This window comes from Bacteroides sp. MSK.20.12 (assembly GCF_019052435.1).
In the GTDB taxonomy this organism is placed as follows: domain Bacteria; phylum Bacteroidota; class Bacteroidia; order Bacteroidales; family Bacteroidaceae; genus Bacteroides; species Bacteroides xylanisolvens.
In genome coordinates this window covers 58,397-74,322 of sequence record NZ_JAHQVH010000019.1, presented here as the reverse complement: position 1 = coordinate 74,322, position 15,926 = coordinate 58,397, and the positions used below count along the sequence as shown (strand labels likewise).

The following is a 15,926-nucleotide window of genomic DNA, read 5'->3' as shown; positions in this document are numbered from 1 at the left end:
AAAAGTACTTTAAATTCGGTATTCTTGTTCTCTGATACCGTGTTTTTTAACTATGTTTTTTACTTTATTTTATGATATACAGGAGTCATAATAAAACTTAACTCATAATCCTGATAAGGAAGACGATATTTTTCCAGTGCAATAGCTCCCCAACTGTTGACACAGGCAAGTCCGGTTTGTGCTTTGTCGATACAGAAGTTGGTGAAGTCTGCCTTTTCTACTTCCGGTGAGTGACGCTGGTCTTTGCCGTCGCCGTCATCCAATGACTCGATGGTGTAATTCAGGGCAGAAGCGGAGAAAGGAGCACTCGATACGAATTGCAGTCCGTTGCCACTGATGTTCAGAAGTCTCCACCAGCGGATATCCGTTTTTGTTCCGGTTTCCTGCGGGCGGATGTAAGGATAGAATTGTTCTTCCACAGTTTGGCGATATTTTCCTAACATTGCCGCGTGGTTGCGGTCGGCATAGTTTTCTCCCGGACCACGGCCGTAATATTCTATCTCGTTGAAGTTGACCGGCATACGCATTTGCATACCGAAACGGAACATGTCAGAAACTTTCTTGCTTTTGTCTGCCGCCATCTTTTGGGTAATTTTCACTGCTCCCTTGTTGTTAATGGTGTAAGTCAGCGATAATGTTCCGCCAATCGACTTCATATCATATTCGGCACGAACCACTGCCTGATCGTTTTCAATAGCATGTTTCAGAGAAGTCAGTTTCAGTTCCGGATTCTTCCAGGCGGCATATTTGTGTTGCAGTCCGGCTCCGAAGTCATTGTCGGTCGGTGCACGCCAGAAGTTAGGAGTCAGTGCGCTGCCATCTTCCATCAGTTGCATGCCGTTGACGTCGTAACGGCAGAGATAACCGTTGTGTTTGTTGAAATCCATAGAGAAGTTTTCACCTTTCACAATCAGGAAGTTGCGGTCGTTGTCCAAAATGGTGGGCACGATGACCGGAAGGTTAGATGCCTGTTGGTTTTCCAGTTTCAGTTCCGGTGCTTTGTAGTCACGGATGCTTAGTTGGTCGTAAGCGATGGTGGTTCCGGCCGGCAGCAGTGTTTCGGCGGCTTTCAGTTTGTAGCTCACGTTGAGCAGCAGTTCTTTGCAAGGACAGATGTTCTTTGTGTCAAATGGAATTTGCACTTTCACAGTTTGTTGGGGCGCTACTTTCAGGTCGGATACGATGCCTGTTTGCACTACTTCTCCGTTTGCCAGTAATTGCCATTCCATGTAATAAGCAGATAAGTCGCGGAAGAAATACTCGTTGAAGATGTTGATTTCGCCTTTGGCAAGATCAGCAGGAGTCGTCCATATATCCTGATAGAAATAAGCTACTTCGTATGCATGCGGATTGGGTACGCGGTCGGGGCTAATCAAACCGTTGTCGTTGAAGTTATTATCCGAAGCGTCGTATTTGTTGAAGTCGCCGCCATAGCCGTAGATGCTTACTCCGTCTTTGTTTTTCCAGTGGCAGGACTGGTCTACGAAGTCCCAGATAAATCCGCCCTGATATTTCGGATATTTGCGGATGATGTCCCAGTATTCTTTGAATCCGCCTTCGGAGTTACCCATAGCGTGCGCGTATTCACATTGGATTAACGGCTTTTGGATATTGCCTTCGCTATATTTGATACATGCGTCGTAGTCATAGTACATCGGGCAGAAAATATCGGTGAATTCGCTGGTTCCTGCTTGTTCGTACTGTACGGCACGTGTCTTGTCTTCATTCTTGATCCAGGTGTAGCATTTCTCAAAGTTTGGTCCCATGCCGGCTTCATTACCCAGTGACCAGAAGATGATGGACGGATGGTTGTAACCGCGTTGTACGTTGCGTTGGTTACGTTCCATGTGAGCTTTGGCGTAACTTGGGTTCTTTGCCAGTGTCTGGTCGCCGTAACCCATGCCGTGAGATTCTACGTTTGCCTCGGCTACTACATATAGACCGTATTGGTCGCACAGGTCATACCAACGGTTGTCGTCCGGGTAATGGCAAGTACGCACGGCGTTGATATTGAGTTCTTTCATCACTTTGATATCCTGCAACATACGTTCGGTAGAAACCACATAACCGCCGTCCGGATCCATTTCGTGACGGTCGGCTCCTTTGAAGAGTACCGGTTGTCCGTTTACGAGTATCTGTCCGCCTTTCAATTCAATCTTGCGGAAACCTACTTTAACAGGGATTACTTCTACTACGTTGTTGCCGTTTTTCAGTGTAGCGGTCAGCGTGTAGAGATTAGGCGTTTCAGCAGTCCATTTCGCCGGATTGGAGACGGATAGGGTCGTGTTTAATTTGCCCGAACCTTTCAGGTCGGCAGTCGCTACGCTGTTGCCTTGAACATCTGTCAAGTCCAAAGCTACTGTGCCGCTTCCTTTCAGGTCAACGGCTATATTTAATGTACCGTCTTTATATTGGCTGTCCAAATCGGGAGTGATGCGAATATCCTGGATGTATTTCTTGTCGCGTGCGTAAAGATAACAGTCGCGTCCTACGCCGGAGTAGCGGAAGAAGTCCTGATCTTCCAGGTAACTACCGTCGCACCAGCGGAAAACTTGAAAGGCGATGACGTTCTTACCCGGTTTCAGGTAGTTAGTCAGATTGAATTCAGCTTCCAGTTTGCTGTCTTCGCTATATCCTACGTAGCGTCCGTTCACCCAAAGGTACATATTGGACGTTACCGAGCCGAAATGTGCGAAAATTTCTTTACCTTTCCAGTCGGGAGGAAGGATGATTTCTTTGCGGTAAGAGCCTACGTGGTTGTTTTCTGTCGGCACTAGCGGAGGGTTGTTTTTGAATTGGCTTCTCCAGGCATATCCCACGTTGACATAGATAGGGTCACCGTAGCCGTTCAACTCCCAAACACCGGGAACTTGAAGGTCATCCCAACCTTTGTCGTTGAAATTAGTCTGATAAAAGTCGGTTGGGCGCGCGTCTGCGTGTCTCACCCAGTTGAATTTCCAAAGACCGTTCAAGGTCATGAAATTCGCGGAATTTTCTTTAATGCCGGCTTTAGCTTCATCAGCCGATGCGAAAGCAAAGTAATTAGTGTGCATAGCGGAGCGGTTTACGGAATTCACTTCCGGGTCTTTCCACTCGTTGAAGCTTTGCGCTTGAATTGCTGTCAGTCCCAATGCAGCCAAGCAGCAAGAGAGTAGTTGTTTCTTCATGGGTTTTTTGTATTAGGTTTGAATTTCTGGAGTCAAAGATAGGGAATAATTTGATTAATAAAGGAGAATAATAAGTCTAATAGGTATGTCAATAGTTCAATTTTAATTTATTTATGAACTATTCAATGGAGTCTGGTAATGGTATGTGAAGTTGGCATAGATTTATGATGAAAGAAGAACTTGGTAAATTAACTTTTTGAGTATCACCTCTCGAGTATGGTAAAGTCAGGAAGAAACGATGAATAGGCTGTATTTTTCTAACGTGACATCCTGATACTATGAGTAATACAGCTAATTTTAATGCTTTTTATTTCTTGTTTTGTACTATTTTGTCCCTTTTTAGTATGATAATTGTATCTTAAAAACTGTTATATTCACTTATTTTGCGGCGAGTGTTTTTAACAAACCTATTTCAAATTCTTAAATTTATTATTATGAACAAACTAACGAGACTAAAAAGATGCAAGAGGTGCATTAGTACGTTAATGCTTATGTGTTGTTCGCTCTTGGCATGGGCGCAAAATACAGTAACGGGAACTGTATTGGATGAATCCAACTTAGAGGTGATTGGTGCCAATGTAAAGGAAAAAGGCACGGCTAACGGTGCTATTACTGACATGAATGGTGTTTTCCATTTAAAAGTAAGCAATCTTCAAAAAGCAGTTCTGCAAATTTCGTTCATGGGATATGAACCTCAAGAAGTGCCATTAAATGGACGCAAACAACTGAAAATTATTTTAAAAGAAACGGCCAATGAACTTCAGGAAGTTACAGTTGTGGCCTATGGTACACAAAAGAAAGAAACTCTGACAGGAGCTATTTCTGCTGTAAACAATGAGGCGTTGATACGTTCGCCGAATGCAAGTGTGGCCAATTCGCTGGCGGGCCAGATTACAGGACTTTCATCCGTTCAGACTAGCGGTCAGCCGGGGCAGGAGGACCCTAAGGTATTTATTCGCGGAGTGGGTTCCTTAACAGAAAGTGCTTCCTCTCCTTTGATTTTGGTGGATGGTATAGAACGTTCGTTTTATCAAATGGACCCGAATGAAATAGAGAGCGTGACGGTTCTGAAAGACGCTTCTGCTACTGCCGTGTTCGGTGTGCGTGGTGCAAATGGTGTAATTTTGGTGACTACACGTCGTGGTAAAGAAGGTAAAGCGAAAATCTCAGTGAATTCTTCAGTTGGTATCCAGATGCCTACCCGAATGCTTAAAATGGCAGATAGCTATACGTATGCTACTTTGAGAAATGAGATTATAACAAATGATAAGCCAAATGCTACCGAGAACGATTTGGTGTTTAATAATTATGCAGTTGAACGGTTCAGATTGAATGATGAACCTATTATGTACCCCAGTATCGACTGGAGAAAGTACCTGCTTAATAAAACATCTGTGCAAACGCAGCATAACCTTAATATTTCCGGAGGAACAAAGGATATACGTTACTTCATATCTTTAGGTTTCTTATATCAGAATGGCTTGCTGAAACAGTTTGAAGGAGTGGGGTATGATAATAATTATAAATACAAAAGATATAATTATCGCGCGAATTTAGACTTTAATGTAACTAAGACTACCACGCTGAAGATCGGTATCGGCGGGATTGTAGGTAACCGAAATGAGCCGATGATTAATGATGCGACTAATTCGATTTGGACACTGATTAATCAGACAACTCCGTTCAGTAGTCCGGGTGTGATTGACGGACAACTCATAGTTACCCCCGAAGAACGTTTTGATAATAAAATCAATCTGGGCAATAGTGCTTTGCCTAAGTGTTATGGGACAGGTTACTCAACAGCTATTAATAATACGATGAATCTGGACCTTCTGTTGAATCAGAAGTTAGACTTCATAACCAAAGGGTTGTCGGCGGAAATAAAAGGTGCTTATAATACGAGTTATGGCTTTACCAAAAAACGTAAAGGGCAAGTGGAACAATTTATGCCTTTCTATCAATCTTCTTTGGAAGATCCGTCACTTGGTTATGATTCGCCGGATTTCAACAAGAATATTGTTTATAAGATCAAAGGAGAAAATAAGAACTTGCAATATGAGGAAACTTCTTCGCGGGCACGAGACTGGTATCTGGAAGCAAGCTTGAGATATAACCGTAAGTTTGGTTTTCATAATGTCGGGGGATTGTTCTTGTACAATCAGAGTAAGAAATACTATCCCGCTCAGTGGGTGGGAGTACCGTCTGCTTACATCGGTTTTGTAGGCCGTCTGACGTATGATTACAAATCTCGTTATATGGCAGAAGTTAACTTCGGTTATAATGGTTCTGAGAATTTTGCTCCGGGTAAGAGATTCGGTGCGTTTCCTGCCGGTTCCATCGGTTATATCCTGTCGGAAGAGGCCTTCATGAAAAAACAGAAGGTGGTTGATTATCTGAAATTCCGTGCTTCTGTCGGCTTGGTCGGAAATGACAATCTTGGAAATAACCGCTTTTTGTTCTTGCCGGATTCTTATGATGTGAATCTGAGCGGAGTAGACGGGTGGAATAACAATAAGTATGGATTCAACTTTGGTTATAACAGTAAGGCGTTAATTTTGGGTGCATTGGAGAAGCGTTTGGGCAATCCGAATGTGACTTGGGAAACTGCGCTGAAACAGAACTATGGATTGGACGTTCATTTCTTGAAGAGCCGTCTGAAAATCTCTTTGGACTATTTCCTCGAAGAACGTAAGGATATTCTCATCAATCGTAAGACAGTACCTTTATTAACGGGATTGACTTCATCTATTCTACCTGCTGTAAATATGGGTAAAGTGAAAAACCGTGGATATGAGGTAGAAGTGAGGTGGAATGACAAGATCGGGCAGGTTCAGTATAATGTTCAGGCAAACGTTTCCTATTCAAAGAATAAGATTATTTTCCAAGACGAAGTTGAGCCTAATGAACCTTATATGTGGCGGACAGGAAATCCGGTCGGAACACTCTTCGGGTATGTGGCGGACGGTTTCTATACAGAAGCGGACTTCGGAGAGAACGGCAAACTGGTGGCAGGTCTGCCCGATCCGGGTGTGTCTGTGAAGCCGGGTGATGTGAAATACCGGGATTTGAACGGTGATGAGGAAATTACTTCCGACGACCAGACTATTATTGGAAACCCGACTCGTCCGGCTTATACATTCGGATTGAATTATGGTATCAATTACAAAGGCTTTTTCCTGACGATGAACTGGACTGGTGCTGCACAACGCTCTTTGTTGCTGGACGGAGCTTTCAGAGAACCTTTTGGTAATGGTAAAATCCGTGGTTTGATGCAGTTCCATGCAGATACGCGCTGGACACCGGAAACAGCTAATACAGCTACTACACCGCGGTTTACAGAGACAAATGCAGTCTATAATATGCGTTCCTCCTCTTTGTGGGTGCGAGACGGTTCTTATTTGAAGCTGAAGAATGTGACAATAGGATATAACTTCACAGATAAGAAGATGTTGAAGAAACTGGGTATCCAGCAGTTAGGCATAAAACTGACAGGCTATAATCTGCTGACTTTTGATAAGTTTGACATCATGGACCCTGAATGTAATCCGAATAATGCGGATTCTTACCCTATCATTAAAATATATAATTTAGGTATTAATCTAACCTTTTAATAGTGCTGACAATGAAAAACTATAAAAAATATATAGGTTGTCTTTCTCTCTCTGTATTGACACTGATAGGGTGCGAAGACCTTAAATTTGGAGAGAAATTTCTGGATAAGCCGATAAGTAACGAACAGAATATCGATTCTGTTTTTAACAAAAAGGTATATGCTGAGCAGGCACTGGCGGAAACTTATCATTCCCTGCCGGATTATCTGCCGATGCAAGGACGTCTGGGATATGGCGTTCTGGAAATGCTAACCGATCTGGGTGACTGGACGAAAAAGGGAGCGCCTAAATTCTATACAGGAACAGTGGACGGAACAAATACATATCTGGAACATCTTCCATATCGGTTGGATGTCGCCAATACTACGATAGGAGTAGGGCCGGTTTATGGTATTCGAAGAGCCTACATTTACATTGAGAATGTGGATAGAGTGCCGGATATGACTGCGGATGAGAAAGCGATAGGAAAAGCGGAAGCGCAAGTAATCATTGCCTATCATTATTCTCAAATGCTCCGTTATTATGGTGGTATGCCGTGGATAGACCATGCATATACGGCAGAAGATGCGATGAAATTTCCCCGTATGACAGTAGAAGAAACCGTACAGAAGATTGTTGGATTACTGGATGCGGCAGCCTCTGTACTGCCTTGGCAGGTGAATGCAGATAATGACGGACGAATGACGGCTGCTTCTGCTTTAGCGTTAAAGTCCAGAGTGCTTCAGTTTGTGGCGAGTCCTTTATTTAATGCTGAAAAGCCCTATCTGGAAGGAGATGCTTCGTCTCAGTTCCTTACTTGGTATGGCAACTATTCACCGGACAGGTGGCAGAAGGCGTTGGATGCCGGATTAGAATTTATGCGGGCTAATAAAAAGAACTCAGACGCTTATCAACTGGTGAATACAGGTAATCCCCGCGATGATTTTGCAGCAGGATATTTCAATCGCCATAACAGTGAAGTCTTGATTTCTTCCAGAAGATTCACCACTTATGCTACGGGAAAGCTTCCGTTTGCCCAGGTACGTTATGGAGTTGCTTCTCCTACATTGACTTATGTCGATATGTTTCAGATGAAAGACGGAACAGAATTCGACTGGAACAATCCGGACCATAAAAAATTCCCTTTCTTTGATAAGGACGGAAACCCCAGAAGAGACATCCGCTTATATGAAACGGTTGCTGTGAATGGAGATAAGTTTAGGGGCGCCCAGAAAGTGCAAATTTACGAAGGAGCCACCCAGGCGCCTTATAAAGACGGACGAATGAGTTACAATGGGGTTGCCATGAGAAAATTCATACGGAACTTCAATGACGAAGTGAATGGTAAATTTTATTCTTGTCCGTTGATCCGCCTTCCGGAGGTCTATTTGAATATGGCCGAAGCGATGAACGAATTGAATAAGGCGGAAGTCCGTGATGAGTTTGGTAATACGGCTTATGATTATCTGAATAAAACCAGACTGCGTGCGGGTATGCCTGCGATTTCGGCAACAGATGTTCCGGCCGGCAAACCGTTGCGTGAAGCAATATTACGCGAAAGAGCCATTGAATTCGGCTATGAAGAAGTACGTTATTTCGATCTGGTACGTTGGAAACGCTCAGATATATTTACCGGACAATTGTCACGTCTGATTATTAAAAAAGCGGCCGGTGAGCCAAGCGGCTTTTCTTATACCGTATCTCATGCAATGGCGGAAACGCGTCAGTATGCAAAACCTGAAAAGTGGAACGACAAGTATTTCCTGTTGCCTCTGCCTATAGATGAGATAAACAAGAAATATGGATTGATTCAGAATCCGGGTTGGTAATAATCAAATCGTTGAACAATAAGAAGAATGATTATGAATAAATCACTTTATATCGTAGCTTTCTCGTTGGCGTTTGCCACTACGGGTATAGCGCAAAATAATGAAGGACAAGATAAGGTAATCGATCTGGGCACACAGACGACCACCGAATTACGGAAGACACAGGCTGTCTCTACCATTTATTCGAATGAATTAGATAAAAATGCTGCCACTAGTCCTTACAATGCCATTTATGGCTTGTTGCCGGGATTGAGTGTGATGCAGAACACTAGCTGGGGCACAGATAAATCTCGTCTCAATGTGCGGGGACGCGGTTCTTTGAATGGAGATACACCTTTATTTGTAGTAGATGGTTTTGCACGCCCTCTCGAATATATTAACCTTTCGGAAATAGAATCAATATCCGTTTTGAAAGACGGTGCTGCTACTGCTCTTTGGGGAGGCAGAGGCGCCAACGGAGTGGTATTGATAACTACCAAACGCGGTATATATAGCCAGAAGGATATAAAAGTAGACTACAAGTTTGGTTTAGGCTTCCCTGTTAATCAGCCGGAATTTGCCGATGCTTATACCTATGCCAAAGCCCGTAATGAAGCATTGAGATATGATGGCTTGCAACCGGACATGGATGAGGCTGCTTTCCTGTCCGGAGGCAATAGCGATCTTTATCCGAATGTGGACTGGCAGAAAGAAGCGTTACGCAATCATACAACCAGTCATCAACTGGACATCACTTTCCGCGGAGGTGGCAAGCGGCTTCGTTATTTCAGTGTCCTCAATTACAAAAACGATATGGGACTGCTGAATAGCAAGTACACTGATTATACAGATCGCTATAACTCCCAGATGAAGAAATACTTCCTCAATCTTCGCATGAATCTGGATGTGGATATTACGGACGCGACAAAATTGAAATTGAGTATGCTCGGTATGCTGCGAGAGACCAAGCGTCCCACCACGTCGGAAGCTACTTTGTTTGAACAGATTTTCAACACCCCGTCCGCCGCATTTCCCGTGCAGACACAGAATGGATTCTGGGGCAGTAACAATGTGCTGAAAACAAACCCGATAGCCAATCTGGCGGACGTAGGTTATTATAAACTGAATCAGCGTATGTTGCAGGCGGATTTGCGGTTGGTGCAGGATTTGTCTGTATTGACTCGCGGGTTGAGTGCGGAACTCGCTATTGCTTATGATAATAATGCGACCTATCAGGAAACAGCCAAGAAAAGTTTTATGTACCAGACCATTGAAAAAGGCACAGACGGAGAACCGATTTACACGAATTACGGAAATCCTAACGATGAACTGGAAATCAGCAACAAAGGATTGGCCAATCAATACATACATGCCAATTTTGAAGCGAAGGTCAATTATCACCGGACATGGGATAAACATGATTTTACGGCCAGTGCTATGTTTCGTCAAGAATCAATGACGTTGACAGGGGCTAATAACAGTCGTTACCGTCAATACATCATCGGAACCGCAGGTTATAATTTTGACAACCGTTATATGGTGGATATCGTAGCCAACTGTTTTGGCAGCAGCGTATTGGGGAAGAACGACAAGTATCGTGCATATCCCGCCATTTCTGCCGCCTGGATACTTTCGAACGAGAATTTCATGAAAGAAATTTCCGCTTTTGATTATCTGAAACTTCGTGCTTCTTACGGACGCTCCGGATATGATATTTATGATTATGACATGGATAAGCAATATTGGGTAGGAAGCGGTGCTTACTATTTTCAGGCCGGAAATACTTCTGCCGGAAGTAGCCTGAAGGAAGGAGTGTTGGCAATGGAACAACTGGATTTGGAAGTTGCGGATAAATATAATATCGGTTTGGATATGAGCCTGTTCAAGGGACTGACTTTTTCTATTGACGGCTTTTATGACAAGCGCACTAATATCCTGATTGACGGAAGTGGGCTGATTTCATCGGCAATCGGGGTTACTATTCCGCAGATGAATGCAGGAAAGGTGGAAACAAAAGGAACGGAACTCTCTGCCATGTGGAAAAAGGAATACAAGGACTTCAACTATTATATCGGAGCCAACTTCTCCTATGCCAAAAGTAAAGTCGTAGAAAATGGTGAGGGATATCAGCCGTATGGCTATTTGTCTAAAAAAGGTTACCCTGTCGGGCAGTGTTTTGGCTGGGAGGCTATCGGTTATTTCAGAGATGAGGCGGACATAAAGAGCAGTCCGGTGCAGAAATTCTCGGAAGTACGTCCAGGTGATGTCAAGTACAGGGATCTGAATGGCGATAACGTGATTGACAACAATGACCAGAAGGCGATAGGATATTCCACTGCCATACCGGAGATTTATTATGGCATTAATTTGGGATTTGAATATAAAGGTTTCGGCGTGGATGCTCTTTTTCAAGGAGTAGCCCATTATAGTGTGATGTTGAACACTGCCAGCGTATACTGGCCGTTGAGAAACAACACGAATATTTCCAACTGGTATCTGAATGACAGAATCCGCTGGACGGAAGAAACGAAAGACATCGCAAATGTCCCCCGCCTGACCACGCTGGATAATGCCAATAACTTCAGAAACAGTACACAGTGGTTGGAGAACGGGAGCTATTTCAAACTTCGTAACCTGAATGTCTACTATAACCTTCCTTCCTCTTGGGCGAAGAAAGTGAAAATGGAGAAGATTCAGGTATATGCGAGAGCTAACAATCTTTTTTCGCTCGATCATGTGAAGTATATGAACTGTGAAGATCTGAAAATCAATTATCCGGATATGACTTCTGTTTATTTCGGGTTGAATATTAACTTCTAAAATGTGAGATGACCATGAGAAAATATATCCTATTATATACAGGTTTGCTATTATCCGTATCGGGGTGTAGCTTGCTCGAATTGGACGAATCGACAGGCTTGGACAGGGAAGAGGCCTATTCCTACTTTAGCAATGTGAAAGGTTTGGCTACCTACGTTTATAGCCAGTTGCCCGGAGATCTCGGAGTGCTCGACGGGGCTTTGAGGGAATCTGCAACGGATAATTCTGTTTATGTCTGGAGTGATAATAGTGTTCACGACTTTTATAACAATGCCTGGAGTCCCAACAATGCAGTCGATAATATGTGGTCGAAGTGCTATGGAGCTATCCGTTCCGTCAATTCATTCCTTGAAAACTATTCACAGGAAAAACTGGAGCGTTTCCGCTGGAACGACACGTATGAAGAAGACATTGCCAAAGCTACCATGTATCGTGAAGAATTACGGGTGTTGCGAGCTTTTTATCTGTTCGAACTGGCTAAACGATACGGTGATATTCCACTTTTGACACGTACGTATGCTTTGGATGAAATCAACGGCGTGGAAAAGACTTCTTTCAATGAAGTGATAAAATATATCTGTGACGAATGTAGTGACGCGGCCAAAACTCTGCCTGTCAGTCATCAGGACTTTTGGGCGGAGACGGGACGTGTGACCAAAGGTACAGCGTTGGCATTGAAATCCCGTGCTCTTCTTTATGCGGCGAGTTTGTTGCATAATCCCGCACAGGATGCCGATAAATGGAAAGCGGCTGCCGATGCGGCTTATGCTATCATAAAAGAGAACTGGTACAGTTTGCCGAAGACGAATGTAGATCCTCTGTATGACAAGAATGGTGGAAACGATGTATTGAAATCTCCGCAATTAATTTTTGAACGTAGAAATGGGGAAAGCTTTGATTTTGAAGCTAACAATTTGCCCATCAGTTATGAAAAGGGGAAAACAGGCAACGTGCCCACCCAGAATCTGGTGGATGCCTTCCAGATGACTAATGGAAAAGACTTTGACTGGGAACAGATTACACCGGGGCAGAATCCGTATGAAGGCAGAGACCCAAGATTCTATAAAACGGTGCTTTGCAATGGCGATACATGGATGAACTCGACCATCCAGTCTTATGAAGGAGGAAAAGACGGTGCCGGAACAACCGGAGCGACTACCACAGGTTATTATTTGAAGAAGTATATGAATGAGACTGTTTCTCTAGCTCCTTCCAATGAGAAAAAGAAGCCGCACCATTTCATCATATTCCGTTATGCGGAAATTCTCCTGAACTATGCGGAAGCAATGGATGCCTGGAAAGACGCTGATTATACGGATAATGACCATCCGTTGTCTGCACGTGCGGCACTGAATCAGGTGCGTGCTGCTGCTGATATGCCTGCCATTACAACAAGCGGCGATGCGTTTACTGAAAGCGTCCGTCGTGAAAGACGAGTGGAACTTGCGTTCGAAGACCATAGGTTCTGGGATATCCGCCGTTGGAAAATCGGTGATAAAACCAAAGCTATTTATTGCATCAAGATCACTATGGAAAACGGCTTGCCTGTTTATAAGAAAGAATTGCTTGAAACACGTAACTGGGATGATAAGATGTACTTATATCCTATACCACAGACTGAATATTATAAGAATCCTAATTTAGGTCAAAATACAGGCTGGTAACTATGACTAAGCGAACCCTAAAAGTTTTTGTCTAACTTTTAGGGTTCATTTTTATGGGAAGAAGTCCTTTTCTATGTGTGGTCCCTTGTTCCAGTTTTATGCTGCAGGATCCGGGGCCTCACCGCTACCGCCTTCGTCCGGATTTTCCGGTTTATTTCCCCCTCCATTTCCGGAAGAGGTGCCGCCGTTTCCTTCCGTCTTGTAGATACTTACATTATCCAGCATATCCTTAAATTTATATCCCGGAGTAAATACAATTTTCACTCGTCGAACGGTATCGGCATCTACATCTTTTTCCTCTTTCTGGCTTTTACAGTTCATGCCCGGACGGAAACATCCGAAGTCACCTAATTGCACAGACAATCCTTTGTTTAGGTTCGTGTTCAACGCATCAATCAGTGCGTCAATCACGTGTTTCACTGCGCCTTCGGGAATCATACCGAACATGGATACTTCCTTGCATAAATCTCTGAAATTTACCGTATTGGTAATTACATTCTGTGCTACATACTTTTCAGTCTTTGTTTTGTCAAAGCCGAAAACTCTTTTCTTGACAACATACTTTAATGCCATAGTCTTTCTTCTTTTAATAGTTAGTTAATCTGTTTTATTGTTGTTTTGTGATCACGATGCAAAGATATGGTTTCCGAAATTCATGACCAAGCTGAAAAAGAATTGTGCGTTAATAAATTAGTTAATAAGTAGAATGCTGCTGTATTGGGGAATTTTATGTAAAAAAGATGGAACGGAAGGACTACTTTCACAAGTAATTTCTATATATACTGATAAGGGTTATGATTCTATAATACTTTTGGCTGAAATTTATCCCTTTTATCAATATAATGCTTACCTTTGCTAAAAACGTATTCTTATGGAACAGAAAGACAAATATATTCGTTTTGACTGGGCAATCAAGCGCCTTTTACGCAATAAGGCTAACTTTGGCGTGCTTGAAGGTTTCCTCACAGTATTATTAGGTGAGGAGATCCATATTCTTGAAATTTTAGAAAGTGAAGGTAATCAGCAACGGGAAGATGATAAATTTAATCGTGTTGATATTAAAGCCCGCAATAGTAAAGATGAAATAATTCTTGTCGAAGTTCAAAATACTCGTGAACTCTATTATCTGGAGCGAATCCTGTATGGAGTAGCTAAGACTATTACCGAACATATTGATCTGGGCGAAATCTACTCTAATGTGAAGAAAGTATATTCTATCAGTATTCTTTATTTCGACATTGGACAAGGAAGTGATTACCTTTATCATGGACAGAATACATTCTTAGGTGTACACACGGGCGATCATCTGAAAGTTACTACCAAAGAACAGGGAGCTATTGTTCGTAAGTTGCCTGCTGAAATCTTTCCAGAATATTTCCTTATCCGTGTGAATGAGTTTAATAAAGTAGCTGTTACTCCTCTGGAAGAATGGATCGAATATCTGAAGACAGGGTGCATACGTCCCGATACAAAGGCACCCGGACTTGAAGAGGCTCGTAAGAAACTGGTTTATTATAATATGGATAAGGCTGAAAAGCTGGCATACGATCGCCATATAGATGCGGTAATGATACAGAATGATGTGTTGAGTACTGCTAAATTAGAAGGGCATGAAGAAGGACACCAGCTTGGACTTGAAGAAGGACGACAACGAGGACTTGAGGAAGGCATTAAGGAAGGCATTGAAAAAGGTATTGAGCAAGGCATTGAGCGAGGCATTGAACGAGGTATAGAAAAAGGAATCGAAAAAGAAAAAACAATCACTGCCCGTAAGTTGAAATCTCTCAATCTCCCCGTTGATACTATTATACAGGTTACCGGTTTGTCGTCAGAAGAAATAGAGAAACTCTAATTGTTTTTTGCTATTTTCTTATTTAAGAACTCCTCTTTCTATAGAATATATAAAAATAATTCTGCACTGAACAATTGTTTTTTGTCCAGTGCAGAATTTTGGTCATTCCGCTAATGATTGTAATTTATTCTTCACTTTTCTTTGCGTAAACCACCAGTTTACCCGCTCCATAACGGATCAATAATCCACGTTCGATAAAGGTGTTTAACTCATTGATCGCCCGTTGTTTGTCATGTCCTGTCATTCGGCAATAATCTGCACGGGTCAGGCAGGGAAATTGTTGGAGATGTTTATTGATTAGCTTCAGACATTCTTCTTCACTGCGTCCTTTCCCGTGAGGGCGGGTGAACGATGCTCCGCGCTCCGGTCTCATTTGTTGGGCCACTTCTTTCTTGAACTGTTTGCCTGCCCTGAAATTGATATTTTTCAAGCTGATGGATTGTGCATGCACGTCTTTCTTTTTCATTACGGGAGGTCCTTGTAGAGATACGGAAAAATATCCGATGTCACCCAGTTCTACAATCCATCCGTTTGCAAGCAAATCTCGCAATTCATTTTGGAAAGACTGCATGGCACCTACCAGTAGGCTACGGCTTATTCCCGTGAATTTGTGAACACGATCCAGAAATTCTTCCTGATCGATCGTTCCGTTGAAAACAACACGGGGATGAAGCGGTTGTTCTTCGCCTTTCTTCTGAATGTCGGGCGTGTCGTAAAGGTCGTAATGTATACTCATAATCAGAATTGTTTTATATCGGCACTTTTATCTATCCGATTGCCTGCGCGGATTTGTTTCATTCGTTATTCTTACTTCGTTTGACTATAGTTTCCCTTTCGTATGATTATAGTTATACGAAAGGGAGACTATGGTTATCTTTGCGGAACACTATAGTGGAACGAAAAAAGATTAAGCAACAAAGGTAATCTCTTTAGGCAATAAAACTAATTATATTAGCAGGAAAAAAATAAAAACGTCGCAAATATTGTTTATTACCTTAAGTCACCCTTTCCTTTTTTAATAAATT

General features: G+C 42.7%; 8 protein-coding genes. 5 read left to right on the top strand and 3 right to left on the bottom strand.

Features of this window, described 5'->3' with window-relative positions; all coding sequences use genetic code 11:
• Positions 1-59 precede the first annotated feature (59 nt).
• Positions 60-3,167 carry a glycoside hydrolase family 2 TIM barrel-domain containing protein gene (locus KTR06_RS11895; RefSeq protein ID WP_151936311.1) on the bottom strand — a complete coding sequence of 1,036 codons (3,108 nt, stop codon included), beginning with the start codon at positions 3,165-3,167 and terminating at the stop codon, positions 60-62.
• Between the two features lie 485 nt (positions 3,168-3,652).
• On the opposite strand from KTR06_RS11895, the gene KTR06_RS11890 reads away from it, so the two are divergent.
• From KTR06_RS11890 to KTR06_RS11875, 4 genes are read left to right on the top strand one after another with little or no spacing between them, the layout of a single operon-like run.
• Positions 3,653-6,778: a TonB-dependent receptor gene (locus KTR06_RS11890; RefSeq protein ID WP_008776101.1), complete on the top strand. Its 3,126-nt coding sequence runs from the start codon at positions 3,653-3,655 to the stop codon at positions 6,776-6,778.
• A gap of 11 nt (positions 6,779-6,789) precedes the next feature.
• Entirely contained in the window at positions 6,790-8,586 is a 1,797-nt protein-coding gene (locus tag KTR06_RS11885) for a RagB/SusD family nutrient uptake outer membrane protein (RefSeq protein WP_217290375.1), read from the top strand.
• Between the two features lie 27 nt (positions 8,587-8,613).
• Positions 8,614-11,385 carry a SusC/RagA family TonB-linked outer membrane protein gene (locus KTR06_RS11880; RefSeq protein WP_217290374.1) on the top strand — a complete coding sequence of 924 codons (2,772 nt, stop codon included), beginning with the start codon at positions 8,614-8,616 and terminating at the stop codon, positions 11,383-11,385.
• 8 nt (positions 11,386-11,393) lie between these two features.
• The gene (locus KTR06_RS11875; protein WP_004310401.1) at positions 11,394-13,049 is read left to right on the top strand and encodes a RagB/SusD family nutrient uptake outer membrane protein; all 1,656 of its coding nucleotides are present in this window, start codon (positions 11,394-11,396) and stop codon (positions 13,047-13,049) included.
• A gap of 96 nt (positions 13,050-13,145) precedes the next feature.
• Here the strand turns inward: KTR06_RS11875 and KTR06_RS11870 are convergent, their stop codons facing one another.
• A complete protein-coding gene (locus tag KTR06_RS11870; RefSeq protein ID WP_032847419.1) occupies positions 13,146-13,622 on the bottom strand; it encodes an HU family DNA-binding protein in 477 nt (158 codons plus the stop codon).
• A gap of 298 nt (positions 13,623-13,920) precedes the next feature.
• On the opposite strand from KTR06_RS11870, the gene KTR06_RS11865 reads away from it, so the two are divergent.
• Positions 13,921-14,901: an Rpn family recombination-promoting nuclease/putative transposase gene (locus KTR06_RS11865; protein ID WP_120067537.1), complete on the top strand. Its 981-nt coding sequence runs from the start codon at positions 13,921-13,923 to the stop codon at positions 14,899-14,901.
• A 124-nt stretch (positions 14,902-15,025) separates the two neighbouring features.
• Here KTR06_RS11865 and KTR06_RS11860 read toward each other — a convergent pair whose 3' ends face one another.
• Complete coding sequence (locus KTR06_RS11860) at positions 15,026-15,637, bottom strand: DsbA family protein (RefSeq protein WP_004316803.1); 612 nt, start codon at positions 15,635-15,637, stop codon at positions 15,026-15,028.
• Between the last annotated feature and the right edge of the window lie 289 nt (positions 15,638-15,926).